25 protein-coding genes and 2 tRNA genes are annotated in these 25310 nt (G+C 65.2%); 7 read left to right on the top strand and 20 right to left on the bottom strand.

Annotated features, from left to right (window positions below):
- Positions 1-8: 8 nt before the first annotated feature.
- Both trxB and TPR58_RS03645 read right to left on the bottom strand, forming a co-directional pair.
- The gene (gene trxB / locus TPR58_RS03650) at positions 9-980 is read right to left on the bottom strand and encodes a thioredoxin-disulfide reductase (RefSeq protein WP_346245255.1); all 972 of its coding nucleotides are present in this window, start codon (positions 978-980) and stop codon (positions 9-11) included.
- Positions 981-1131: 151 nt separating this feature from the next.
- The gene (locus tag TPR58_RS03645) at positions 1132-1266 is read right to left on the bottom strand and encodes a hypothetical protein (protein ID WP_346245254.1); all 135 of its coding nucleotides are present in this window, start codon (positions 1264-1266) and stop codon (positions 1132-1134) included.
- A 144-nt stretch (positions 1267-1410) separates the two neighbouring features.
- Between TPR58_RS03645 and TPR58_RS03640 the strand changes: the two genes are divergently transcribed.
- On the top strand, positions 1411-2016 hold the full coding sequence (locus TPR58_RS03640; protein WP_346245253.1) for a peptidylprolyl isomerase: 606 nt from the start codon (positions 1411-1413) through the stop codon (positions 2014-2016).
- Between the two features lie 103 nt (positions 2017-2119).
- On the opposite strand, the gene TPR58_RS03635 is transcribed toward TPR58_RS03640, so the two are convergent.
- The 4 genes from TPR58_RS03635 to TPR58_RS03620 form a co-directional block, all read right to left on the bottom strand.
- A complete protein-coding gene (locus TPR58_RS03635) occupies positions 2120-3022 on the bottom strand; it encodes an NAD(P)/FAD-dependent oxidoreductase (protein ID WP_346245252.1) in 903 nt (300 codons plus the stop codon).
- 156 nt (positions 3023-3178) lie between these two features.
- Positions 3179-3255, bottom strand: a tRNA-Met gene (locus TPR58_RS03630).
- Between the two features lie 51 nt (positions 3256-3306).
- Positions 3307-3858, bottom strand: a complete 552-nt coding sequence (locus TPR58_RS03625; protein WP_346245251.1) for a 2'-5' RNA ligase family protein — start codon at positions 3856-3858, stop codon at positions 3307-3309.
- Entirely contained in the window at positions 3855-5747 is a 1893-nt protein-coding gene (locus TPR58_RS03620) for a potassium transporter Kup (protein WP_346245635.1), read from the bottom strand. Before TPR58_RS03620 ends, TPR58_RS03625 begins: the two co-directional genes overlap by 4 nt.
- A 240-nt stretch (positions 5748-5987) precedes the next feature.
- On the opposite strand from TPR58_RS03620, the gene TPR58_RS03615 reads away from it, so the two are divergent.
- Positions 5988-6311: a hypothetical protein gene (locus TPR58_RS03615; RefSeq protein WP_346245250.1), complete on the top strand. Its 324-nt coding sequence runs from the start codon at positions 5988-5990 to the stop codon at positions 6309-6311.
- Here TPR58_RS03615 and TPR58_RS03610 read toward each other — a convergent pair.
- Positions 6298-6786, bottom strand: a complete 489-nt coding sequence (locus tag TPR58_RS03610) for an Lrp/AsnC family transcriptional regulator (RefSeq protein WP_346245249.1) — start codon at positions 6784-6786, stop codon at positions 6298-6300. The two genes, TPR58_RS03615 and TPR58_RS03610, sit on opposite strands and share 14 nt — an antisense overlap.
- A gap of 135 nt (positions 6787-6921) precedes the next feature.
- Here TPR58_RS03610 and ald point away from each other — a divergent pair, with 135 nt between their 5' ends.
- The 4 genes from ald (at position 6922) to TPR58_RS03590 (ending at position 10865) form a co-directional block, all read left to right on the top strand.
- Positions 6922-8028, top strand: coding sequence for an alanine dehydrogenase (ald, locus tag TPR58_RS03605; RefSeq protein WP_346245248.1), 1107 nt, complete (start codon positions 6922-6924; stop codon positions 8026-8028).
- A 161-nt stretch (positions 8029-8189) separates the two neighbouring features.
- A complete protein-coding gene (locus TPR58_RS03600; protein WP_346245247.1) occupies positions 8190-8906 on the top strand; it encodes a M50 family metallopeptidase in 717 nt (238 codons plus the stop codon).
- A 225-nt stretch (positions 8907-9131) separates the two neighbouring features.
- Entirely contained in the window at positions 9132-9824 is a 693-nt protein-coding gene (locus TPR58_RS03595) for a hypothetical protein (protein ID WP_346245246.1), read from the top strand.
- A 27-nt stretch (positions 9825-9851) separates the two neighbouring features.
- The gene (locus tag TPR58_RS03590; protein ID WP_346245245.1) at positions 9852-10865 is read left to right on the top strand and encodes a hypothetical protein; all 1014 of its coding nucleotides are present in this window, start codon (positions 9852-9854) and stop codon (positions 10863-10865) included.
- A gap of 513 nt (positions 10866-11378) precedes the next feature.
- Here the strand turns inward: TPR58_RS03590 and TPR58_RS03585 are convergent.
- From TPR58_RS03585 to TPR58_RS03540, 10 genes are all read right to left on the bottom strand, one after another.
- Complete coding sequence (locus TPR58_RS03585) at positions 11379-12026, bottom strand: tetratricopeptide repeat protein (RefSeq protein WP_346245244.1); 648 nt, start codon at positions 12024-12026, stop codon at positions 11379-11381.
- A complete protein-coding gene (locus TPR58_RS03580; protein WP_346245243.1) occupies positions 12023-12457 on the bottom strand; it encodes a cytochrome c-type biogenesis protein in 435 nt (144 codons plus the stop codon). The genes TPR58_RS03585 and TPR58_RS03580 overlap by 4 nt, the downstream gene beginning before the upstream one ends.
- Positions 12454-12981, bottom strand: a complete 528-nt coding sequence (locus TPR58_RS03575; RefSeq protein WP_346245242.1) for a redoxin family protein — start codon at positions 12979-12981, stop codon at positions 12454-12456. Before TPR58_RS03575 ends, TPR58_RS03580 begins: the two co-directional genes overlap by 4 nt.
- On the bottom strand, positions 12978-14930 hold the full coding sequence (locus TPR58_RS03570; protein ID WP_346245241.1) for a heme lyase CcmF/NrfE family subunit: 1953 nt from the start codon (positions 14928-14930) through the stop codon (positions 12978-12980). The genes TPR58_RS03575 and TPR58_RS03570 overlap by 4 nt, the downstream gene beginning before the upstream one ends.
- A complete protein-coding gene (gene ccmE, locus TPR58_RS03565) occupies positions 14927-15361 on the bottom strand; it encodes a cytochrome c maturation protein CcmE (protein ID WP_346245634.1) in 435 nt (144 codons plus the stop codon). The genes TPR58_RS03570 and ccmE overlap by 4 nt, the downstream gene beginning before the upstream one ends.
- Positions 15361-15489 carry a hypothetical protein gene (locus TPR58_RS03560; protein WP_346245240.1) on the bottom strand — a complete coding sequence of 43 codons (129 nt, stop codon included), beginning with the start codon at positions 15487-15489 and terminating at the stop codon, positions 15361-15363. The genes ccmE and TPR58_RS03560 overlap by 1 nt, the downstream gene beginning before the upstream one ends.
- The gene (gene ccmC, locus TPR58_RS03555; protein WP_346245239.1) at positions 15489-16250 is read right to left on the bottom strand and encodes a heme ABC transporter permease CcmC; all 762 of its coding nucleotides are present in this window, start codon (positions 16248-16250) and stop codon (positions 15489-15491) included. Before ccmC ends, TPR58_RS03560 begins: the two co-directional genes overlap by 1 nt.
- Before the next feature lie 74 nt (positions 16251-16324).
- Positions 16325-17374: a Leu/Phe/Val dehydrogenase gene (locus tag TPR58_RS03550; protein ID WP_346245238.1), complete on the bottom strand. Its 1050-nt coding sequence runs from the start codon at positions 17372-17374 to the stop codon at positions 16325-16327.
- 56 nt (positions 17375-17430) lie between these two features.
- A tRNA-His gene (locus TPR58_RS03545) sits at positions 17431-17507 on the bottom strand.
- A gap of 81 nt (positions 17508-17588) precedes the next feature.
- Positions 17589-18629 carry a GspE/PulE family protein gene (locus TPR58_RS03540; RefSeq protein WP_346245237.1) on the bottom strand — a complete coding sequence of 347 codons (1041 nt, stop codon included), beginning with the start codon at positions 18627-18629 and terminating at the stop codon, positions 17589-17591.
- Positions 18630-18741: 112 nt separating this feature from the next.
- Between TPR58_RS03540 and TPR58_RS03535 the strand changes: the two genes are divergently transcribed.
- Complete coding sequence (locus TPR58_RS03535; protein ID WP_346245236.1) at positions 18742-19404, top strand: prolyl hydroxylase family protein; 663 nt, start codon at positions 18742-18744, stop codon at positions 19402-19404.
- 78 nt (positions 19405-19482) lie between these two features.
- On the opposite strand, the gene TPR58_RS03530 is transcribed toward TPR58_RS03535, so the two are convergent.
- The 3 genes from TPR58_RS03530 to TPR58_RS03520 all read right to left on the bottom strand — a co-directional run bounded on the left by TPR58_RS03530 (position 19483) and on the right by TPR58_RS03520 (position 25307).
- Positions 19483-22227: a TonB-dependent receptor domain-containing protein gene (locus TPR58_RS03530; protein WP_346245235.1), complete on the bottom strand. Its 2745-nt coding sequence runs from the start codon at positions 22225-22227 to the stop codon at positions 19483-19485.
- 88 nt (positions 22228-22315) lie between these two features.
- The gene (locus tag TPR58_RS03525; protein WP_346245234.1) at positions 22316-23992 is read right to left on the bottom strand and encodes a hypothetical protein; all 1677 of its coding nucleotides are present in this window, start codon (positions 23990-23992) and stop codon (positions 22316-22318) included.
- 256 nt (positions 23993-24248) lie between these two features.
- A complete protein-coding gene (locus tag TPR58_RS03520; protein ID WP_346245233.1) occupies positions 24249-25307 on the bottom strand; it encodes a LacI family DNA-binding transcriptional regulator in 1059 nt (352 codons plus the stop codon).
- Positions 25308-25310: the final 3 nt, after the last annotated feature.

Here is a 25310-nt window from a genome sequence, read left to right as displayed (position 1 = left end):
TCATTTATTTACTCAGCAGCTTGAGCAACCTGTTCGAAGTCGACTTCGGCCAGGAAGCGCTCGGCGTCGAGCGCGGCCATGCAGCCGGTGCCGGCGGCGGTGACGGCCTGGCGATAGATCTTGTCCATCACGTCGCCACACGCGAACACGCCCGGGATGTTGGTACGGGTGCTGCCCGGCTCGACCTTGATATAATGATCCTCGTCGAGCTCGACATGGCCGCGGAACAGCTCGGTCGCCGGATGGTGGCCGATCGCGACGAAGCCGCCCTCGACATCGACTCGCGACAGGTCGCCCGTGACGGTGTCCTTCAGCTCGATCGCGACCAGCCCATGCGGCTCGCCCTCGCCGACGAAGCGCGACACTTCCTTGTTCCACAGGACCTTGATCCGCTCGTTGGCGAACAGCCGCTCCTGAAGGATCTTTTCCGCACGCAGGCTGTCGCGGCGGTGGATCAGGGTGACGTCATGGCTGTGGTTGGTCAGGTACAGCGCCTCTTCGACCGCGGTGTTGCCGCCGCCGATCACCGCGACCTTCTTGCCGCGGTAGAAGAAGCCGTCGCAGGTCGCGCAGGCGCTGACGCCCTTGCCCTTTAGGCTTTCCTCGCTGTCCATGCCCAGCCACTTGGCCTGGGCGCCGGTGGCGATCACCAGTACGTCACCCAGATAGACGGTACCGCCGTCGCCGATCAGGCGGAACGGGCGCTGGCTCAGGTCGACCTCGACAATGGTGTCCCACATCATCTTGGCGCCGACATGCTCGGCCTGGGCCTGCATCTCCTCCATCAGCCACGGGCCCTGGATGACTTCGCGGAAGCCGGGATAATTCTCGACATCGGTGGTGGTGGTCAGCTGGCCGCCGGGCTGGATGCCCTGGACGACGATCGGCGCGAGCCCGGCGCGCGCGCCATAGATGGCGGCGGAAAGGCCGGCAGGGCCCGAACCGAGGATCAGCATGCGCGTGGAATGGGTGGCGGTCATCGAGTCTTCCGAAATGATCTGTGCCGCCATCTAGGGTGCGGGCGGGTTCGGAAGCAACATGGGTTCGGGCGACGCCGCTGCAAAGCCGCACGCGGCGTCGAAAAGCTGTGGAGGAACCAAGCCGAGCTTGGCCGATCAGTCGATCAGTCGATCAGAGGACCACCCAGGCGAGCAGGCCCCAGAACGCGACGGAAATCCCAAAAGCGATCAGCAACCCGCCGCCGGGAGGCATCCGGTCTTCGTCGATATCGACGAATTTCCGCGGCGCGGTCGTCCATGTCTTCATCACATCTCTCTCCTAGATTAGCGGCCCTTTTTGTTCGCCTGGCCTCTTCCTATAAGAAGCGAGATAAGATTTCGTTCCCGTAATTGTCCGATACGGATCGATACGGAGGACGACGTCGATTATGGCATCTCGCGGGAGAACGACATGATGCGGTGGCTGGTGTTGACGATGATGGCCCTGGCCTGCGCGCTGCCCGCGGCCGCCCAGACCGGAACGGCCGCTGCCGGCAAGCCGGCAACCGTCCGGGTGGCGATGGAAACCAGCGAAGGGCGATTCGTGCTGGAACTGGAGCGCGAGAAGGCGCCGATCACCGTAGGAAATTTCCTACGCTATGTGGACCAGAAGCGGCTGGACGGCACGGTCTTCTACCGCACCGTCCGGGTCGCGCCGAATTTCGGCTTCGTCCAGTTCGGCGTGCAGAACGCGCCGAAGCGGGTGCTGCCGCCGATCAGGCATGAGCCGACGACGCAAACGGGGATCAAGCATCTCGACGGCACGATCTCGACCGCTAGGCTGGCGCCGGGGAGCGCGCGCGGCGATTTCACGATCATGCTGGGCGACCAGCCGTCGATGGATGCCGACCCGACCAAGCCGGGCGACAATCTGGGCTACGCCGCCTTCGGTCGGGTGGTCGAGGGGATGGACGTGATCCGCAAGATCAACGAGGCGCCCACCGCGCCGGGCGGCACGTTCAAGGGCGAGATGCTGGCCAAGCCGGTGCGCATCGTGACCGCGCGCCGCCTGCCCTGAGAGACCGTTTTGAAATGCGCCTGTTGGCGCATTGCGGTGCCGGCCCGTGCCGCCTTGAAAATCGCTCTTTCGCGATTTTCCAAACAGTCTCTGACACCTCGCCTCAGCCGAACACCGACGCGCGGTGCACTGCAGTGCCCGCGGTCACCCCGTCGGCCACGGCCCAGCTGACGCTGTGCGGGGCGCGGGCGATGTCGCCCGCCGCATAGACGCCCGGCACATCGGTCTGCCTGTCGGCATCGGTAACGAGCATCTCCCCCGCCGGCCCGTCCTCGACCGTGCAGCCGAGCCCGCGCGCGATCGGGCTGGCCAGACGGGACTGCGGCGCGACGTAGAGTGCCTCGAGCGGGAGCCGAGATCCGTCGTCCAGCTCGATCGAGTCGAGCGCGCAGCGTTCGCCGTGCAGCGCCCGCACCGGATCCGGCACCACCTGCACCCCGCGCGCGGCGAGCTTCGCCAGCGTCTCGTCGTCGAGCCGCGGCGCGCCGTTCATGTAGAGCGTCGTCGGCCCCCAGTCGGCGACGAGCATCGCCTGATGCGCGGACATCGGGACGCGGTAGAGCACGCCCAGCGGCCGATCGGCGAATTCATAGCCATGGCAATAGGGACAGTGGATCGCGCTCTTGCCCCAGCGATCGCGCAGACCGGGTAGACCGGGCAGGTCGTCGTGCAGCCCGAAGGCGAGGATCAGCCGACGCGCCGAGAGCGGCGACCCCGAATCCCCGCCGAGCCGCACGAGGAAGCCGTCGCCGTCGCGTCCGGCATCGACTGCCTCGCCCGCGACGAACGAGACGGTCGGATAGGCCGCCAGCTGGTCGCGCGCGGCCTGCAGGATGCGTGCGGGATCACTGCCGTCATGGCCCAGAAAGCCGTGCGACGCATCGGCGAAGCGGTTGCGGGGCCGGCCGCTGTCGATCACGCAGACGCGCTGCCGCGCCCGTGCCAGATAGGTCGCGGCGGCCAGGCCCGCGAAGCTGCCTCCGATGATCGCTACGTCATGCTGCATGGTCGATGCTCCAGCCTCTAATTCGCATCATTTAATGTTACATGATATCGTGCGTGTCAACCGGTGGCGCGACCGGGCAGATGCCGGGCCGGGCGCGAGCTGGCGGAAACGCAAAGGAAAACCCCCGGAAAACCGAAGTCTTCCGGGGGTTTGAACTGGTAGCGAGGGAGGGACTTGAACCCCCGACACGCGGATTATGATTCCGCTGCTCTAACCAACTGAGCTACCCCGCCTCACGAGATCGCCTGAGCGAGGGCGCCTCATAGTCAGGGCGCCGGGGCGGGTCAAGCGAACATGTGACGCGAATGCGCCTCCCACGGACCTCCGCGATAATGCCAGCTGGCGAGCCCGGCGATCTCGACCTCGCGCGGCACGAAATCGCGCGACAGCGCCTTGAGAACGGCACCGGCGAGCACGGGCGCGACCTTGTTCTGCACGGTGACATGCGGCCGCCAGCGTCCGGCGTCCTGCGGCATCAGCATGCCGGCAAAGGCATCGACCAGCCGCTCGCGAATCGCCGACAGTTCGGGCGCCTCGATCCGGTAGGCGACGCCGCGGCCGAGCGACATGAGCCCGGTGACCTTCGCGCGCGGCGCACGGATGCCGCGGGTCTCCTCGCTCAGCCGGTGCTTGAGTTCGTCGGCAACCGAGGGGGGCAGATGATGGAACAGGGTGAGGTGCGCGCCGACGACCAGCCGATCGGGCGGGAAATGCTCGCGGCGCAGCGCATCGAACCAGGCCTGGTCCTGCCGCCCGAACAGCACGGTGACGATCAGCGGGGCAGGCCTGACCCCTGCCCCGCCTGCCGCCGAACCGGTCGATGCCGGGTCGCTCAAATCTCGACCTGGCTGCCCAGCTCGACCACCCGGTTGGTCGGCAGGCGGAAGAACTCCATCGCGCTTTCGGCGTTGCGCAGCATCCAGGCGAACAGCTTCTCGCGCCAGATCATCATCCCCGGCCGCGCCGAGGGCAGCAGCGTCTGTCGCGCCAGGAAGAAGCTGGTCTCCATCATCTTGAACTCGGCGCCGCAGGTATCGACCTGCTTCAGCGCCGCGGGCACGTCCGCCTCCTGCATGAAGCCGAACTTCAGCACCATGCGGTGGAAGCCCTTGCCCAGGTCCTCGAGATAGATGCGGTTCTCGTCCGGGACATAGGGCGAGTCGGCGATCTTCACGGTCAACAGGATCACCCGCTCGTGCAACACCTTGTTGTGCTTGAGGTTGTGGAGCAGCGCATGCGGCACGCCTTCGGGCGTCGAGGTCATGAAGACCGCAGTGCCGGGGACGCGGGTGGCGGAATTGGCGGCGCTTTCGATGAAGATGCTGATCGGCATCGCACTTTCGCGCAGCCGCTGCATCATCAGCATCCGCCCCTTGGACCAGGTGGTCAGCAGGGTGAAGATCAGGAAGCCGACCAGCAGCGGGAACCAGCCGCCATCGGGCACCTTGGTCATGTTCGCGGCGAAATAGGCCAGATCGACCGTGAAGAAGAGCGCCAGCAGCGGGATCGCATAGCGCTTGCGCCAGCCCCACAGCGTCAGCAGCAGCACCGCGAGCAGGCAATTGTCGATCAGCATCGCACCGGTGACGGCGATGCCATAGGCCGCGGTGAGGTTCGACGAGGTCTGGAAGCTGAGCACCAGCAGGATGACCATCACCATCAGCGCCCAGTTGACGAGCGGGATGTAGATCTGGCCCGCGGTCGAGGCGCTGGTATGCTCGATCCGCAGCCGGGGCATGAAGCCGAGCTGGATCGCCTGCTGCGTGACCGAGAAGGCGCCCGAGATCACCGCCTGCGACGCGATGATCGCGGCGAGCGTGGCGACGCCGACGAGCGGAAGCTGGAGCGCCTCGGGCGCGAGATTGTAGAAGGGGCTGTTGATCGCGCCCTGGTCGCGCATCAGCAGCGCGCCCTGCCCCATATAGTTGCACATCAGCGCCGGCAGCACGAACCACAGCCACGAGACGCGGATCGGATTGCGCCCGAAATGCCCCATATCGGCATAGAGCGCCTCCGCCCCGGTGACCGCCAGGACGACCGATCCCAGCGCCAGGAACGCCTGGCCCGGGGTATCGACGAAGAAGCGGACGGCGTACCAGGGATTGAGCGCCCAGAGGATGTCCGGCGTCTGGATGAAACTGAGAATGCCGAGCGTCGCGATCGCCGCGAAATAGATCAGCATGATCGGGCCGAAGAACATCCCGACCCGGGCCGTTCCCGTGCTCTGGATCGAGAACAGACCGACCATGATCGCAACCGAGATCGGCACGATCAGCCCGCTGAACCCGGGCGCGGCAATGGCCAGCCCCTCGACCGCGGACAGTACCGATACCGCCGGGGTGATCATCGAGTCGCCATAGAAGAGCGCGGTCGCGAAGACCCCCAGCAGGACGATGCCCGCGGTCCATTTCTTCTGCCCGCTCTTGCGGTTGATCAGCGCGAGCAGCGCCAGGCTGCCGCCCTCGCCCTTGTTGTCGGCGCGCATGATGATGGTGACGTATTTCAGCGTCACTACCGCCATCATCGACCAGAACATCAGGCTGATCACGCCCATGATGTGCGCGGCGTCGAGCGCCATCTTGTGGTGGCCGTCGAACGTCTCGCGAAAGGCGTAGAGCGGACTGGTGCCGATATCGCCGAAGACGATGCCGATCGCCCCGATGGCAAGCTTGATCAGCCCGTCATGCGAATGGTCGTGCGCCGGGAGATGCTCCTCCTGGCCCACAACGGGTTCAGCGCTTTCGGGGGTGCTCACGGGCGGAAACGACTGGCCGGTGAGAAGGGAACGGAGATGGCCATACGACCTGTGTTCTCGCCTTCTGCAAAGTGGCGCGCCGTTAGCACGTGCAACATGCACCCGCAACGGCGTTTCGGATGCGGAACCGCCGGATCATCCGCCGGTTCCACATTCCTCGCGGCCCGCGAAAGATCGCGCGGCGGACACGACAGTCGCGGGGAAACGAGCATGGCCGAGATGGACAACGAAACCTGGCTGCTGGAGACAGGTCATGAGGTCATCGTGCGGAAGACCGAGCACGGGGAGTCCGCACTGACCCCGTTCGAACGCCTGATCTATTGCCTGTGGGCGGCGGATTACGGGATTCGCAACGCCGGAGACCTGCAGGCGGCGGCCGATGTCCATCCGCAGTTCCAAGAGGATGGCCGGAACGCCGCGCGCGACCTGGCCCTGCCGGCGGCGCTCGCCCTGTTCTCGCTCGACCCGGCCGGGATGGAGCAGGCATATCTGGACCGGTTCGACAGCGTCGTCGACGAACTCAGGACCGCATGACCCCGGCGGAGCCCGTCCCGAACAGGGCATCGGCCTCGCTGCGGGTGGGCACGGATCGCAGCACGAAGCTGGAGTTGATCGTCACCACGCCGGGCAGGCGGCCGAGATGTTCGCGGTGGAGGCGCTCGTAATCGTCAAGATCGCGGGCCAGGATCTTGAGCCGGTAGTCCTGCCCGCCGGAGACCAGCGCGCATTCGACGATGCCGTCGATCCCCGAAACCGCGCGCTCGAAGGCGGCAAGATCCTCTTCCTTCTGCGTTCCCAGGGTGATGTCGACCAGCGCGGTCACGCGGAAGCCGAGTTCGCGGTGGCCGAGTCGCGCGCCATAGCCCTGGATATGGCCCGACGCCTCGAGCGCCTGGATGCGGCGGGTACAGGCGGATTGCGACAGTCCGACATCGGCGGCGATGCCGCTGACCGGCGCGCGCGCATCGGCGGCGAGCAATTTGAGGATCGCGGTGAAGATGCGGTCCATATGCATGAATTCCCGGTTGAGCTGGCCATGTTAGCAGTTTCATGTGTCATCGCCAGCTTTGACGCACAAGTTTGCAGGGATTCGCACCGGTAACCTGAGATACCATCCCTCATCGGAAGTTTCAGGAGAGCTGCCATGCGCATCGGTGTCCCCAAGGAAATCAAGAACCACGAATATCGCGTCGGCCTGACCCCGGCGTCGGTCGCCGAGCTGGTCGCCGCCGGTCACGAGGTGATCGTCGAGGCGAACGCCGGCATGGGAATCGATTTCGAGGACGAGGCCTATACCAGGGTCGGCGCGACGATCGCCCCGCACGCCAGGAGCGTGTTCGCCCGGTCCGACATGATCGTGAAGGTCAAGGAGCCGCAGGCGCAGGAAATCGCGATGCTCGAGCCGCGCCACCTGCTGTTCACCTATCTCCACCTCGCCGCCGACAAGCCGCAGGCCGAGGGCCTGATGAAGTCGGGCGCGACCTGCATCGCCTATGAGACGGTGACGTCGAATTCGGGCGCGCTGCCGCTGCTGAAGCCGATGTCGGAAGTTGCCGGCCGCATGTCGATCCAGGTCGGCGCGCATTATCTGGAAAAGGAACAGGGCGGCCGCGGCGAACTGCTGGGCGGCGTTCCCGGCGTCGCGCCGTGCAAGGTCGCGATCCTGGGCGGCGGCGTCTCTGGCATCAATGCGGCGCAGATGGCGGTCGGCCAGCGCGCCGACGTGACGATCTACGACATCAACAACGAGCGCCTGGCCGAGCTGGACATGCATTTCGGCAGCCAGATCAAGACCGCCTATGCCAGCAAGGCGGCGATCGCCGAGGCGATCAGCCGGTCGCAGCTGATCATCGGCGCGGTCCTGGTCCCCGGCGCCGCCGCGCCGAAGCTGGTCACGCGCGACATGCTGAAGACGATGATGCGCGGATCGGTGCTGGTCGACATCGCGATCGACCAGGGCGGCTGCTTCGAGACCAGCCATGCCACCACGCATGACGATCCGGTCTACGAGATCGACGGCGTGATCCACTACTGCGTCGCCAACATGCCGGGCGCGGTCGCCCGCACCTCGGCCTTCGCGCTGAACAATGCGACGCTGCCGTTCGTGCTGAAGCTGGCCAACAAGGGCGCCGAGGCGGCGATGCAGTCCGACCGCCACCTGGCCAACGGCCTGAACGTGTCGGACGGCAAGATCCGCCACGCCGCAGTCGCCGAGGCGCTGGACCTGCCGTTCGAGGCATGGGGCGAGTAAGCTCCGCCGGCCGGATCGAAACGAGGAGCCCCGGGTCGGAAGGTCCGGGGCTTTTCTTTTGGCGATCGAGCCATGGTCATCGCTTCTGGCGGAGTTGTAGCCAGGTGGCTTGCCTGGCTAGATAGACGTCACCGCCTGCCCTGACCCCGACTGGAGCGCCGATGTCCACGATCCTTGCCGAGCAGGCCCATAGGCAGCGCCTCCGCCTGATGGCGACGATCGCGATCGTATCCATCCTGCTGTGGCAGACCGAGATCGGCAGCCTCATCCTCTACCCCTTCACGATCCTGGCCACCTGGTTTCACGAGATGGGCCATGGCATCGCCGCGATGCTCCTCGGCTGGCATTTCGAACGCCTGCTGATCTATCCCGACGGCTCGGGGGTCGCCCAGTCGTTCGGGCCGGTCCATGCCTCCCCGCTGCCGGATGCACTGGTCGCGGCGAGCGGCCCCCTGGGACCTGCGATCGCGGGAGCGCTCCTGATCATCGCCTCGCGAACCAGCAAGGCGACGCATGCCGCGCTGGCGATCATGGGCGGGGTGTTGATCCTCTCCACGGTAATCTGGGTGCGGACGATGACCGGCTGGCTGATCCTGCCGGCACTGGGCATCGCCATCCTGCTGCTTGCCTGGCGGGGCACGGCGGAGCAGCAGCGCTTCGGCATCCAGTTGCTGGGCGTCGAGGCCTGTATCAGCGTGTGGCACCAGTTCGGCTATCTGTTCACCGCCGGCGGCGTCATCGACGGCCAGCTGCACCGATCGGATACCGGCGCGATCGCCGATGCGCTGCTGCTCCCCTATTGGTTCTGGGGCGCGGCGATCAGTGTGGTGATCCTGCTGCTGTTGTGGCGAAGCTTTGCCATCGCGTTTCGGCGGTGACGTGGAGCTTGACCCGATGTTGATCACGCAGGCTAGGCCACCTCGCTCGATCACGATAATTACCAAGTAAATTGGATGCAATTCCAAGGTATTGCACTTCTACAATGTGTTACAATACCGCGATATGACTGCGACTAACTAGGGCGCCGTTTTTATCTGGGACGATGCATCAGGAGGAAATTTGGAAAACTGGGTGGCAGCGTTTTACTGGAGCCCAAGAACGAAATGGCCAACCGCATGACTTTTGGATGGTATCGGATGCCGATTAGACGCGCTTATGCCGCGATATTATGCGGATTTGCATTCTCGCTCGCGAGCTGCGGCAACATTTCCCGAAGTGATAGGGACGCTTTGCAAATAGTTAAGAGTGGCGCTGCCAAGCGACTCATTCAGCAGCGCTTCGACACTCATCCTCAATGCGCTCAAGTGTTGGTTACCGATTCCAATGGCCTGATGCGCGCCGCACCTGACACCCCTGCTGCGCGCGCTTTACTGGCTGCCAAGTTGATAATTATGGATCCGCGGCCAGGCCCTGCAAACAGCAACGACAAATTTTTCATGCCCGCCCCCGCGGCTCGACGATGGTTCTCACTGACCTCGGCCGAGCGAACGGCGCTCCCTATGCATTTGTTATGCTTCGCTAGGCGCGAAGTGACCTCAGTCTGGATCGATGCGAGCGGTTCGCTTCCCATATATCGTTACGGGTTTCGATTGGTTGATCCGGCCCCATGGCTCGTCGACCCCGCAATCCGCAAGGCTTTTCCAGCAGTGCGAGCTTCCTTCGGCGTCGAATTCCTCGGCGATGAATATTTACACGTACGCGATGGCCATCTTGATATAAAAATGCTTAAGCCGACCAATTTTCATTCTGCAATTATTGCATATCAAGTTAGCTTTACCGATTTCGTTATAGATTAGTCATTTGGTCATGAAAGGTAACCTCTCATGTCGGATATAGATGATAAGATCACACGCGCCACCAATTGGTGGATTAGTCTTGTTGTTTCTCCGTACGTTGAAGCTTACAATACTGCTTATGTTAATTTTGAAAATGTTCTACAGGAACAAAAGGATCGAAACAAAGCACAAGCCGAGATGTTCGTCGCAATCGCCTCGATAATGTTAACATCTGCTGTGATGGCTATGTTTGCAAATTATCCTTTATCTAGACTTTCCACAAGATTCGCGCTTAGAACTTTAGGATTAGCAAACACAAGAGCAGTTATCTCCCTGTATCGTCAAGGCGCTGCAGATCCTATTACAGCTTTTTCTTTTGGAAAAGCTTATGATTTGGTAAAGGGGTACGCTGGCGATAAGGTTAAATCGACAGCAAGAAAACTAGTCGAGATGACAGTGAACGGCACATCACCCGCCCTCCCTCTCAACCGAGACAAATATCTCACCCGGCAAGTTACGATTCAAGGCCTAGTTATGCAGGAGTTCTGCGAAGCAGTAGGCTCTGATCACTCTATCAATAGCAAATTGAAAGAGCAGTGCATAATTTCCGTTCTAGATTCGCCGTTTATGCAAACACCCGATAGACAGCTCGACCCTAACAAGCTCGCTCCAAAGATTGAGCTAAGTTTTTATATGGATATGATACTAAGCAGCGATTACATTATGTATCACTCTCCACCGGACATGCGCACGCCGCCGTCTCGCGCCGGCGGTATTGATGTTCTACCTTCTGATATGAAATACCCAAAATCCGAGAGCTTTGCTAGAACACGAGGGTATTATAGAACGGTAGAGATTGACCGCCCTGGAAGTTATATACAATCTAGAATCGATCTATTGCATTCTCAGATATTTCATAAACCATTTTACGCCGGCCTTTCGCTACCTGGCGGGATTCGGGTTGGTGGCGACAAAGCGGGAGAACTCCGCAAGGCAGAGTCGGTTGCGAGAATTCTCTCGAAGCTGACGCGGCCCGCCACTGTCAGATCGGTGATGGTTTAGCCCACGCATCCGGCTGAAGCATTATATCCTAATAAGTATGTAATCCTTCCATAGCTTTAGATGACCATGCGTAAGTAAAAAAACTTCTATCACACACCCTGATCTGACGGACTATATTTTTAAATGAACAATCGTTTGTATAACGCCCGAGTAGAATAATAGCTCGGCGTTCCGCAGTCAGTGACGGTGATCGAAACGAATTCTGCGATAGGCCTTTTCGGGTTCCCTCGTCGTCGGCGCTTCTCGCTCTTTCCACGCCCTTATGATCTTCAAAGAGCTTGTGCCGAGAAATCCCATGAATTGACCGAGGTGCTTAACGAGGAAACCCTTTGATCGCCTGTCATGCGCTACGCCAGTTTATGAACCATATCCGATGTCCGGGGCCGACCGACATGCATCCGCTGATCGGTACCTACGAGGTCGGGCGCCGCAGCGGGCGTCACATGATCGCGATGGCGTCCGACTACCAATGGTAGAACATGATCATCGAACGGAGCCGCTGACGGGCACTCGCTACCGCGGCGGCTGGCTCGCCTGTTCGGTCTGACGGGCGATGATCTGGTCGAGCTGGCGCAATTGTGCGTCGATGACGGGGCGGTAGCTCGCGTCCGCATGCGTGCGCTCCAGCGCGAGCGCGAGCCATTTGCGGCATTCGGCGAGATCGCCCGACCGGAAATAAGCCATGGCGAGGAAATAGGCGCCGCCGCCATGCTTGGGCGTGAGGGCGATCGACCGATCGAAGGCGAAGCGGGCCGCAGGGGAGACGCCGCGATCATGTTCGGACAGGGCGATGCCGAGGCCGGTCCAGGCGGCGGGATCGCGCGGCCCCTGCTTCACCGCGCCCTCCATCACGATCACCGCGCGGCGGGCGTCGCCGATGCGCAGCAGGGCCTCGGCCGGCTTGAACGCATACCAGGAGGCGTTGAAGCGGCCGTACATGGCATCGCGCATCTCGACCATCAGCGGGTCGAGATCGCCGGTCTTTTTTGCCGTCGCGGCGTTGTAGCCGGGGACGCCGGGGCTGCCCTGCCAGGCATAGCCGGTCGCGCCCAGCGTCAGCGCGGTTGCGGCGACCATCCACATGCGTTTGGGAAAGCCGATCGCCCAGAGCAGGACACCGGTCAGCGCCGCGAGGAGCGCCAGCATGATCCAGCCGCTCATGTGTCCTCCCCCTGCCCGCTTTCGCCGGGCCGGCGCGAGAAGCTGCGCCGGGCGATCAGGATGCCGATCAGCAGCAGCGCGATCGGGGTCAGCCACAAAGGCACGGTCAGCCAGCTCATCGGCGGATCATAGGTGACGTAATCGCCATAGCGTTCGACCAGCCACTGCCGCACCTGGCCGGGGCTTTCGCCCGCCTGGATGCGCTGGCGCACCAGCGCGCGCATGTCGCCCGCCATCTGGGCGTCGCTGTCGGCGATCGACTGGCCCTGGCAGACGAGGCAGCGCAGCGTGTCCATCAGCGCCTTGGCCTGCGCCTCCTGCGACGGGTTCTTCAGCTGGGTATAGGACAGCTCGGTGGCAGGGATATCGCCCTCGGCCAAGGCGGGTGCGGCGACGAGCAGCGCGACGAGCAGGACGAGCGCGCGCCTCATTTCGCGCGCTCCAGCGCATCGATCAGCTTGGGCACGTCGTCGGGGCTGACATAGCCGACATGCTGCAGCACCACCTTGCCCTTGCCGTCGATCACGAACGTCTCGGGCACGCCGGCCGACCCGAAGGCGAACTGAACCTTGCGGTGGCGATCGTCGCCGATCGCGGCGAAGGGATCGCCGTTGCGGGTGAGGAAGCCGAGCATCGCTTCCGACGTATCGGCGGTGGCGATGCCGACGATCTCGACCCCGCGCTGCTTGAGCGCCATCAGCTGCGGCGCCTCGGCAATGCAGGGGCTGCACCAGCTGGCGAAGATGTTGACGAGGCGCGGCTTGCCGTCGGCAAAGTCCTTGCTTAGGATGCCGGGCTTGTTCGGCATCAGCGGCGGCAGGTCGAACACCGGCGCGGGTTGGCCGATCAGCGCCGACTTGACGGTGCGGTCGGCGGGCGAGAGCAGCCCGCTGGCGACCAGGCCGAAGATGATCGCGAACAGCGCCAGCGGCGCCCAGATCAGCAGCCGCCTCATCGCAGTTCCTCCTCGGACGCGCTGCGACGCTCACGACGAATGCGACCGATCAGCGCGAGCAGGCCACCGAATGCGATCAGGCCGCCGCCGAACCAGATGAAGGTCACCCACGGCTTCCACCACAGGCGAAGCTGCCAGCGGGCATCGGGGCCGGAGCCCTCGCCCGCGCCGAGCACGGTGTAGAGCTGGCCATCGGTGGTGGTGCGGATCGCCGCCTCGCTGGTGGTGGTCACCGGCTGGTTGAAATAGCGCTGCTGCGGGTTGAGCTGGAAGGGCTTGCCGTCGCCGCGTCGGGCGATCAGCACCGCCTCCATCGCCGACCAGTTATCGCCGATGACCGGGCGGATCTCGTGAAGCTTCACCTCGAACGGGCCGACCGAGGTGACCTCCCCGACGCGCAGCGCCGCGAGCCGTTCCTGCTTGAAGGCGCTGTCGCTGGCCATGCCAGCGATGCTGACGGCGACGCCGAGATGCGCGATCACCATGCCCCAGATGTGGAGCGGGGTGCGGCGCAGGTTGCGGCGCCACAGCGGCACGATGCTGGCGACGCCGAGCGCGGCGGCGCTGATGAGGCCGAGCAGCGGGAACAGGCCGATGCCGGGCAGCAGAAGCAGCATCATCAGCGCGATGGTCACCGCCGCCGCCGCGGGAAGCAGCATCTTGCGGGCGAGTTCGCTCCATTTGTCGCGGCGCCATTTGAGCATCGGCCCGGCCATGGTGACGACCATCAGCGCGATCATCACCGGGATCGCCGCCTTGTTGAAGAAGGGCGGGCCGATCGACAGCTGTTGCCCCATCGCGTCGGCCACAAGCGGATAGAGCGTGCCGATGAAGACGATGCCCAGGATGACGGTGAGCAGCAGGTTGTTGATGACCAGCGCGCCCTCGCGGCTGACCAGTTCGAAGGTCGAACCCTGTTTCACCGTGCCGACGCGCGCACCGAACAAGGCAAGCGCCCCACCGATATAGAGGCCGAGCAACGCGAGGATGAAGGTCCCGCGGGTCGGGTCGACGGCAAAGGCATGGACCGACACGAGAATGCCCGAGCGCACCAGGAAGGTGCCGAGCATCGACATCGAGAAGGCGACGACCGCGAGCATCAGCGTCCAGGCGCGCAGCCCGTCGCGGGTCGCCAGCACGGTAACGGAATGGAGCAGCGCGGTCGCGGCGAGCCACGGCATCAGCGACGCATTCTCGACCGGGTCCCAGAACCACCAGCCGCCCCAGCCCAGCTCGTAATAGGCCCAGTAGCTGCCGGCGGCGATGCCGATCGTGAGGAAGATCCAGGCGCCGAGCACCCAGGGCCGCATCGCCCGGGCAAAGGCGGGCCCGACATCGCGCATCACCAGCGCGCCGACCGCGAAGCTGAATGCGACCGACAGGCCGACATAGCCGAGATAGAGGGTGGGCGGATGGAAGGCGAGCCCGGGATCCTGCAGCAGCGGGTTGAGCCCCTGCCCGTCCGGTGCCGGCGGGGTCAGCCTGAGGAAAGGGTTCGAGGCGAAGGCGAGAAAGGCGTAGAAGCCGAGCGCGATCGCGGCCTGCGCGCCGAGCGTCGCCGCCAGCGTCCTGCCCGCCAGCTGCCGCTCGAACAGCGCGACACCCGCGCCGGCCACCGCCAGGATCGTGACCCACAGCAGCATCGAGCCTTCGTGATTCCCCCAGGCGCCGGCGATCTTGTAGATCATCGGCTTGGCCGAATGGCTGTTGGTCGCGACCAGCAGCACCGACATGTCGGAGTTCACGAACAGCAGGATCAGGATGAAGAAGGCGATCGCCGCCAGCACGCCCTGGGCGATGGCGATGCGGCGGGTGGCGCGGATCAGGTCGCCGGGATCGGCCACGCCGTCGCGCGCCGGTGCGCGGCAAGCGCCCCAGGCCAGCACCAGCTGGACGAGCGCCAGCGCCGCGGCGAGCCACAGCGCGGCAAGGCCCCCTTCGGCCATCATTGCTCGACGCTCTCCGACTTGTGCATCTTGCCCGCCATCTGGGGCGGCATGTAGCGCTCGTCATGCTTGGCGAGGAGATTGTCGGCGACGAAGCTGCGGTCGGGCTGGAACCTGCCTTCGGCGACCACGCCCGATCCTTCCCGGAACAGGTCCGGGGTCACGCCGCGGAACGCGACCGGCACGGTCGACTTCCCATCCTCGACGACGAAACGGATCGAGACGCCGTCGGCGCCGCGCACGACCGATCCCTTCTGGACCATGCCGCCAAGGCGCACCGCCCGGTCGAGCGGCACCGGCTGTCCGGCGATGTCGCCGGGGGCGTAGAAGAATGCCGCCTCGTCCTTCAGCGCGGACAGGGCCAGCGCGCTGGCGCCGCCGAGTGCGGCAAGCGCGGCCAGGCCCAGGACGAGCCGCTGATGCTTGGGCTTCATCATTTGCGCTTCAGGGCGTCCGCCGCCCGCTCGGCGCGGCGCATCGCGACATAGCTGGCCACCGCCATCGCGAGCGACCCGACGCCGGTGATCGCATAGGCCGCCGTCACGAAGGTCCAGTGATCCATCATTGCGCCGCCATCCGCTTCATCCGCGCCTCGACCTTCTGGGTCGCCAGTGCCGCGCGCATCCGCATCAGCACCACGCCGCCGAAGAACAGGCTGAACCCCACCAGGGTGAACCAGAGCGGCCACAGCATCGAGGCGTCGATGCTGGTGCTGGTGAGGCCGATGCTCTGGCCCTGGTGCAGCGTGTTCCACCAGACCACCGAATAGCGGATGACCGGCAGCAGCACCGATCCGGCGACGCCGAACAGCGCCGGCACCCGGCCGTCCCCGCCGCGTTCGGCATCGGCCTTCGCCAGCGCGATATAGGCGAGATAGACGAACAGCAGCAGCAGCATCGAGGTCAGCCGGCCGTCCCATTCCCACCAAGTGCCCCAGGCGGGGCGGCCCCAGATCGACCCGGTGGCCAGGCAGATCGCGGCGAACAAAGCGCCGACCGGCGCCATCGCCCGCGCGGCGAGGCTGGCCAGCGGATGGCGCCAGACGAGGTAGCAGAGCGACGCTATCGCGACCCCGCTCCATCCGCCCATGCCGAGCCAGGCGGCGGGGACGTGGATATAAAGGATGCGCACCGTCTCGCCCTGGAGATAGTCGGGCGGGGTCACCCTGAGCCCGGCCCAGGCGCCGAAGCCCGCCAGGATGACGCCCAGCCAGAACAGGATGGGCGTCAGCGGACGCGCGATCTTCAGGAAGCGCGCGGGATTGGCGAGGGCATGGAGCACGGGCACGCGCGGGGGATAGCCGGGAAGCCGCCGCAAATCCATGCCCGCGATCAAAGCGACGGGGCCGAAGTCGCGGTATCGCCGGGCGGTTGCGCCCGGCGACTGCCTCCCGATCGTCAGCGGCCGATCAGGCGCTGGGCGATGCGATCGGCGACCTCGCTGGCCGGATCGCCGGTACGCGCGCTCTCGTCCCACACCTCGACCAGGCGATCGGGGATCTTCTGCACCCGCGCCTCGACCTCGGCGCGGTCGCCCAGGCCGAGATATTCCAGGCCGACATTGATGATGCCGCCGGCATTGATGACATAATCGGGCGCATAGAGGATGCCGCGGTCCTGCAGCCGCGTACCGTCGGCGCGAGTCGCAAGCTGGTTGTTCGCACCGCCGGCGATCACGGTCGTCCGCAAGGCAGCGATCGACGCCTCGGTCAGGATGGCGCCCAGCGCATTGGGGCTGACGATATCGGCGTCGAGCGAGAGGATCGCATCGGTCGAGACGGTCTCGCCGCCCAGTTCCTCGGCCAGCGCGCGGGCGCGATCGGTATTGACGTCCGCCAGGGTCAGGCGCGCGCCGTCCCTGGCCAGCAGCCGGGCAAGCCCGCCGCCGACGCTGCCGACGCCCTGGATCGCGACGTGCACGCCCTTCATGTCATCGGCACCCAGGCCGCGCTTCGCCGCCGCCTTGACGCCCAGATAGACGCCCATCGCGGTGACGGGGCCGGGATCGCCGCCCGCGCCGCCGGCCGCGACCGGCAGGCCGGAGACGTGGCGCGTCTGGGTCGCGACCTGCTTCATTCGCGCTTCCGACATGCCGACATCCTCGGCGGTCACGTAGCGGCCGTTCAGCGACTCGACCGCGCGGCCGAAGGCCTCGAGCTGGGCGTCGGTGATCTCGGCACCGGCATGCGGCGCCAGGACCACGCCCTTGCCGCCGCCCAGCGGCAGGCCCGCCATGGCGTTCTTGTAGCTCATGCCGCGCGACAGGCGCAGCGCATCGGTGATCGCCGCGTCGCTGTCGGCATAGTGCCAGAAGCGGACGCCGCCGGCCGCGGGCCCAAGCTTCGAGGAGTGAACGGCGATGATCGCGCTCAACCCCGATTCGCGATCGGAGAACAGGTGGACGCCCTCATGGTCGTCGAAGTCGGGGTAGCCCCAATCGGTGATCATATGAAATCCTGCACGGCGGCCGCCCGTCTGCGGGCGCGGGCGGTCAGGGAAAAGAATGGGGCGACCGACGGGACTTGAACCCGCAACTTCCGGCATCACAAGCCGACGCTCTAACCAATTGAACTACGGTCGCCGCGATGAAGGTGCGCTTAGCGTCAGCTTTTTCGGAGCGCAAGATAATGTCGCGCGCATCGTGCCGATTCCGGTTTGCGCCCTAGCTGCGCGACAGCCGCACCGCCTCGTGGGCGGTGATCCGCCCCTCGCGCACCAGCGCGCGGGCGGCCGAGCCGAGGTTCGGCGCGTTCAGGAAGGCGTGGCGCGCGATGATCGCGCCGTCGCCGCCATCGTTGATCAGGCGGCGCAGCGCAGGATCGGCCAGGATCGCCTCGAACACGCCCGTCTCGCCCGAAAATCCCTGATCGCAGGCGTCGCAGCCGACGGGCGCATAGACGACCGCGCCGGCATCGAAGCCGAGCAGCGACGACACCGATCCGCGCGCCTGAACCGGTTCGCGGCAGGACTGGCACAGGCGGCGGACCAGCCGCTGGGCGATGACGCCGTGCAGCGTCGAGGCAAGCTGGAACGGCTCGACGCGGAAATCGCGGAGGCGCTGCAGCCCGCTGACCGCGTCGCGCGCCTCGATCGTGGCGATGACGAGATGAGCGTCGGCGGCGAGGACCATCAGCCGGGCGAGATCGCGATCGGCGACCGAATCGATCGCGATCACATCGGGATCCTGGCGCAGCACGCCTCGCAATTCGTCGAGCGAGCCGGCCGACAGGATGTTGCGGGTGCCGTCATCGGCCTGATCGACCAGCGCCTTCAGCGTCCGTCGCTTGCCCGCGCCGGCGGGTCCGGAGATCAGGATCAGGCCGGTCCCGGCCAGCGCGCCGCCGACCGCCTGGGCCAGCCGGGGCGGCATGCCGAGCGCCTCGATCGCAGCGAACCGGGCCTCGCGCTCGGGCAGATGCAGGACGAGCCGCTCTCCGAACGGGGTGGCCATGCGGGCGACGTCGACGCCGTGGTCCGCAAAGTCGGGAAGCGTCGGATTGTCGAGACGCAGCACGTCGCGCAACCGACCGCCCAATCGCATCCGCACGCGAAGCCCGCCCTCGCTCTGCTCGACATGAACATGGCTGGCATCGCGCCGGTGCGCCTCGTTCAGGATCGTGGCAGCAGGATCGGCATGGCCCGGCGACGCGGACGGGGCCGGAAGGTCGGCCGGAGTCGGAATCGTCGGGGCGGCTGCGGTCATGACCGCAGCGATTATGCACCTAGCGTGACAGGGGCTTTGCGCTTTTGTGACGGTCCCGTTGCAACGCGCCAGCAGGGTGGAAACCGCCCTGCCCTTTTGGCAGAAGGCGCGCATGAGCGCTGATTCCAGTCCCAATTTCGGCTGCGGCCACCCTTCGGAACCCGTGATGAACCATCTGGTCGCCCGGCCAGGCGTACAGCGGGTACCGAGCCCGAAAGTGGCGATGTTCATCAAGAAGGGCTTTCTGGAGCCCGAGCTGTGCCAGCTGCTGATGTACAAGATCGATGCGGACCGACGTCCCTCCACCTTGGCGGACGGCAACGGTGACTATGCCTTTCGCACCAGCGAGACGTGCGACCTGCCGAACAGCGACGCGGTGGTGATGGAGGTGGAGCGCCGCATCACCGAGATGGTCGGGCTGGACCCGCGACATGGCGAGCCGATGCAGGGCCAGCGCTATGAGATCGGGCAGGAGTTCAAGGCGCATACCGACTATTTCGAGCCGACCGGCAAGGATTTCGCCCAATATTGCACCGTTGCCGGCCAGCGGACCTGGACGGTGATGATCTATCTGAACGATGTCGAGGCCGGCGGCGCGACCCGGTTCAAGGCGATCGACAAGATCATCCAGCCCGAGGCCGGCAAGGTGCTGGCATGGAACAACCTGCGTCCCGACGGGCGTCCGAACCCGTCGACGCTGCACCATGCGATGAAGGTGCGCGCCGGACTGAAATACGTCATCACCAAATGGTATCGCGAGCGGCCCTGGGGCTGATCGGACGCGCGATCGACGGACAGAAAAAAGACCCCGGTGCGCGTCGCACCGGGGTCTTTTCGTTCGGCAGGCCCGGGATCAGAAGGTGATGCCGAGACCGATCGTGAAGGAACGGCCCAGGTCATAGGTGTTCACATCGCGGCGAACCCCGTTCGAGAAGATCTGGAATTCCTCGTAGCGGCGCGCGGTCAGGTTGCGCGCCTCGAACTTCAGCTCGAAATCGACGCCGCCCAGCTCGACGCCCTGGCGGGCGACGAGGTCGAAGCGCCAACCCGGACGCTCGACGATGTTCGGCTGCGGGATGCCGGTGCCCGTGGGGGGAACCGGTCCGCGATTGGTCACACGCTCGCTGGCATAGTTGACCAGGAAGGTGAGCTGCGACAGGCGCTCGCGATTTTCCAGGCCGACCTGGAAATTCACCAGATGGTCCGACTGACCGACCAGCGGGTCGCCATCGACGAACAGCTGATTGGCACGGACATAGCTGGCAACGTCACCCTGCAGCGGGCTCGGCACCAAGCTGTCGTCCACGTCCAGTTCGGACTTGGTGTAAGTGTAGTTGGCGATCAGCAGCAGCCGGTGTGCGGGCGAGATGAATTCGAGCGGCACATATTTCACCGCTTCGATCTCCGCTCCGTACAGCTTCGCGCTGGGGGCGTAGGAGAAACCGACCTGCGGCGTCGTCGAGCCGCCCGGGAAGAAGGCGACCGTCTCGATCGGCCGGTCGATCTTCTTGAAGAAGCCGGCGAGCGTGATGCGCTGATCGCGCGCGAAGAACCACTCATAGCGGATCTCGCCGTTCCACAGCTGCGAGTCGTTGAGCAGCGGATTGCCCAGGAACTGGCGGTTGGTCTCGAAATCCTGATAGAGCTGCGGCGCGAGCTCGCGGAACTGCGGGCGCGCGATCGTCTTCGATGCGTGGAAGCGCAGCTGCATGTTCTGCTGGAAATTCCACGTCACGGTCGCGGCAGGCAGCCAGTAGCTGTTGCTGAGATTGGTGTTCACCGCGCCGCCGGTGTTCACGACCTCGTCCGCCTTCTCGTAGCGCACGCCCAGGTTCACGCGGATATTCTCGACCGGCTCGAGATCGGCCTGGAGATAGCCCGCATGGGTCTTGAGCCCGGCGGTATATTCGGCCGCGCCCGAATTCGCCGACGTGTTGCGCAGCTCGATGCACGAGGTGCTGTTCTGCGGGAAACCCGGGATCCAGCGGCGGCAGCCGTTGAGGATCGTGTCGTCCGACAGGAGGTAGTCGGGGCGAAGCTGAGCCAGCACGTCGGGCAGCGACACGCCGTCGGGGCCGAAATACTGGAAGGAATAACGGCTCGAGGTGCGATCGGCGTCGCTGTAATTATACCCTGCGGACACGGTCAGCGGGAAGGCCAGGTTGAAGCGATAGGCGACATCGGCCTGCCCCGCCCAGAGATCCTCGTTCAGGTCGCTGAAGGCGATGGTCGCCGGGGTCAGCGTGCCGAGATTGTTGATATAGTCGTTGATCGGCGTGTTCCCGCGCGCGCCGACATAGGTATAGCGAAAATAGCGCTCATAGGGCGACTTGCGCTTGGTGTTGGCATAGCTGCCGCGCAGATCGAGGCTGAGATCGCCGAACTTGAATTCGCCGGCCAGCTGCGAGTTGATCAGCTGGCGCTCGAACCAGCTGGTGTTCTGATCCAGAAACGCCTGGTTGCCGTCGATGACATCGAAATTATTGCCCTGTCCGCCGGTGCCGAGCGCGGTCTGCTTCAGCGTGTCGTGGATGTAGAGATTGGTCCAGCGAACCTTGTGCTCGCCGAATTCGGCGCCCAGGCCGATCATGCCGTTGACCAGGATGCGGTTGTCGGTGGTGACGGTGCGGAAGTCCTTCGCAAAACCGCCGACATCGTCGATCGAGAATTGCTGGATCGCGTCGCGGGTGCGCCACGAATTGCTGAACCCGCCCGCCGCGATCAGGCCGACGCGCGCGCCGCCGATATCGACCGAACCGCCCATGCTCGCTTCCCAGCTGAGATTGGGCGGAATGTGATAGTTCGTCTGGGCCAGCGTCGTTTCGGCATTGGTCAGCCCGGTGATCGCGCTGGACGGCAGGATCGCGGTGCGGTTGCGGCCGGCGTCCTTGATGAACTGCGGCACGTCGCGCTCGCCGGTGTCGTAGCCGAAGAAGTCGGCGCGACCGCCGTCATAGACGTAGCCCAGATTGCTGGTGGTGAAGGTATCGGCCCCGATCGATGCGCCGACCTGGAGGAAGCTGTCCTTCGGCACCGCACGCGTGGTCAGGTTGATCACACCGCCGCCGAATTCGGCGGGATAATTGGCCGAGTAGCTCTTCTGCACCAGCGCCGAGGCGATGATGTTGGTCGGGAAGATGTCGAGCGGAACGACGCGGCGCAGCGGCTCGGGGCTCGGCAGCGGCGACCCGTTCAGCAGCGAAGAGGAATAGCGGTCGCCAAGGCCGCGGACATAGACGAAGCCGTCGCCGACGACCGACAGGCCGGTCACGCGCTCGAGCGCGCCGGCGATATCGCCCTCGCCGGTCCGCGAAATGTCTTCCGACGACAGGACCGACACGACCTGCGGCGTCGCACGGATGACATTGGGGATATTGCGTCCCTCGACCACGATCTCGCTGACCTCGGCATCGGCGCCAGGCGCAGAAATCTCGACAGCCGTATCCTGACCGGGGTCCTGCCCCGCGTCCCGGGTCGGCTCGGCCTGCTCCTGCTGGGTCGTCGGCGTCACGACGCTGGTGTCCTGCGCAAGTGCGCCGGGTGCGACGAGGGTCGTGGTGGCTAGAAGGAGCGTGCCGAAAGCGAGCTGCTTTTTCATGTGCGTATCCGGTCGGTCGGAGGGCGGAGAGAAGATGGCATGCGGGGCGGCGGATCGATGCCGCCGCCCCGCACGATCGCTGTGGGTCTTAGTTGACCGGCAGCGCGGTGCAGTTGCCGCTCGCCGTGCCGAAGTTGGCGCGGTTCGAGTTGCAGGTCCAACGCTCGAACCAGGTCGCGTTCGGATCGCCCGCAGTCGGCGACACCGCACCGAGATACGGCGCGTTGACGAAGAACGCGGCCAGTCCGGTCGCCGGAGCCGGATTGTAGTTCGCCGCATTCGCCGCGGTGACACCGGCAGGGCCGGTACCGATCTTGTACTGGGCGGTCAGCGCATCGCCGATGATGCCGTTGATGTTGACGTTGCTGTTGCGAGCATTCTCGACAACCGCGCGCTGCTCGTCGGCACTGACCGTCACGCCGCTGACCGTGCTGGCGGCGAACTTGGTCGCGCCGCAGGCAAAGTAGAGCGAGTGGAACAGCGGTGCGCCGTAATCCTGCAGCGGCCCGAGCGAACCGGTCACCAGCGGGCTGGTGGTCGAGGGGGTGGAGTCCCCGGCGCGGATCGTGGTCTTGCCGCCGGCGTCGGCGCCGGCAACGATGTTCAGGCACGCCTGCGGGGTGGTGACGATGCCGTTGATGAAGCGGCCGTCAGCGCCGCCGCGGATGCGGATTGCGGCGTTGGTGCCCGTCGTGGTCTGGACCATCGTGAAGTTGGCGATCTGGCCCCAGGTGCGCGGCAGTGCGTCTTCAGCACCGTTCGAGTCGATCTCGAGCAGATAGTTGTCGCTCTGGGTGTTGGTCGGCTTCTGGATGGCGATCATGAACTGGACCATGCCGCGCCAGCCCACATCGTAATCCAGCGAATCGTCGTCCGCGCCGGTGATCGCCAGATACTTCAGGTTGGTGCGACCGCCGAAGATCTCGATGCCGTCATCCGAGCTGTTGTGGATCTGGATGTGATCGAGCTGGGTACCGTAGCCGGTGCCGCCCAGGGTCAGGCCCTGAAGCTCGACGCCCTCGGCCAGGATCGTGCCCGAATAGCGGATCTGGACATAGCGCATCACGCCGCTGTCATCGGCGGGTGCGTTGCCGCCGTACAGTGCGGTGCCGGTGCCTTCGACGACGTTCTCGCAGGCTGCATCGCCGCCGACGACGCCGCCGGTGTTGCAGTTGGAGATCGGCGCGCGGCCGGCGAGGATGACGCCGCCCCACTGGCCCTGGGACTCGTCGGTCGCAGTGCCGCGCAGGTTCTGGCCCGAGGTGAAGATGATCGGTGCGCTCTCGGCGCCTTCCGCCAGGATGCGCGAGCCGCGGTTGACGAGCAGATAGTCGTTATCGGCGTCGAGTTCGTTGGCATAGAAGATCACGCCCGGCTGGACGGTGAGGATGGCCGACTGGCCGCCCGGAGCGGAGCCCGAACCACCGAGGTCGATACCGACATTGACGCGGCCGTTGATCTCGTAGGCGACGCCCGGCAGCTTTGCGAGCGTGGTGGTGCCCGTGATAAGCGACGGAATCCGGCACCCGCGGAACGAGCCGATAACGCCACGATCGATGGTGCCCGACGGGCACGAAGCAGCGGGCGTACCCGGGGTCGGCGTCGGGGTCGGCGTCGGGGTCGGGGCGGCCGGGGTCGGCGCCGGAACGACGATCACACCCTCGCCGGGGGAAGCGACGCTGGTCGCGCCGTCGCAAGCCGACAGCATCGCGCCGCCGGCGCAGCTGGTCATAAGAATGAGGCTGAGACGCTTGAAGCTGGCCATAAAATCTCCGTTCCGGGTGGATTGCCGGCAGTTTGGGCGGGGTCTGCATGGGTGATGCGACTCGGTATGCCCCCTGCCGGCCGCAGGGCTCCCGCTAGGGGGCCAGCATGACGCGCCGGTGCGAGATCGAAGACATGCGGAAGACGGTTTGATGACAGGTTCGTGACGATGTTGCGGTCCTGCAACAATCGCGATGACGCGCCGAGGCGTTCGGTTCGGCGGATGAGCGCAGTAAGCTGGCGCGCTTGCGCCTGGGTCAGTCCCTGGCGGGTGCGGGCGCGGTCGAGTTTCGAAGCACCAGACTGGCCGGGACCACGATAGGCTCGCCCGGCGCGGCCTTGCCGGCCCGCTCGGCGATGATCAGTTCCACCGACCGCGCAGCGACCTCGGCGATGGGCTGGACGATGGCGGCGAGCGGCGGATGCGTGACCCGCACGATCGGCGTGTCGTCGAAGCTGATCAGGGAAAGGTCATGCGGAATGGCGATCCCCAGCGCCCGGGCAGCCTCCAGCGTGCCGAGCGCCATCTGATCATTGCTGGCGATGATCGCGGTCACCGGGTCGGTGCCGGACAGCAGCGCGGTCGCCGCGACCGCTCCGGATGCCAGGCTGAAGTCGCCGCCGCCGAGCAGGCCGTCGATCGCGAGGCCAGCCCGGGCCATCGCCGCCTTCCAGCCATCGACGCGCCACATGCTGAGCTCATATTCCTCGGGGCCGGCGATGAAGCCGATCCGCCGATGGCCCAGTTCGACGAGGTGGTCGGTCGCCAGTCGCGCCGCCCGTTCGTCGTCCATGGTGAGCGCGAAGCCCGGCCCCGGATCGAGCGATCCGATCCGGGCGAAGCTGATATGGTGTTCGGCCAGCAATCCGGTGATCAGCGGGTTGCTGGAATGCGGCGGAGTCAGGATCACCCCGTCCGGCTGGAGCGAGGCGATCGCGGCGGCAAGCTCGCGCTCGATATGGTCGCTGTGCGTATCGACCAGCTCGATGATCATGCGATAGCCATATTCATGGCATTTCAGCATGCCGCCCAGCAGCATCTGGTCGACCCAGTCGGCGCCCTGACGCGCACGCCAGTCGGCGATGGTGCGCTCGCGGTCGTTGAGCGCGATGATCAGATAGGAGCGCGACCCGCCCATGCGCTGCGCCGCGATCGAGGGGACATAGCCCAGCTTGTCGATCGACGCCTGGACGCGCTGCTTCATCTCGGGACGCACCCCGGATTCGTTGTTGATGACGCGGCTGACGGTCTGGAACGACACGCCGGCATCTGCCGCGACATGCTTAATGGTAACGGAACGCTTGCGCCTGATCATCTG

Origin of the sequence: Sphingomonas rustica, assembly GCF_039652585.1 — a bacterium.
Lineage (GTDB): Bacteria > Pseudomonadota > Alphaproteobacteria > Sphingomonadales > Sphingomonadaceae > Sphingomonas > Sphingomonas rustica.
Note: the sequence above shows the minus strand (reverse complement) of the source record. Positions and strands in the feature narration are given on the sequence as shown.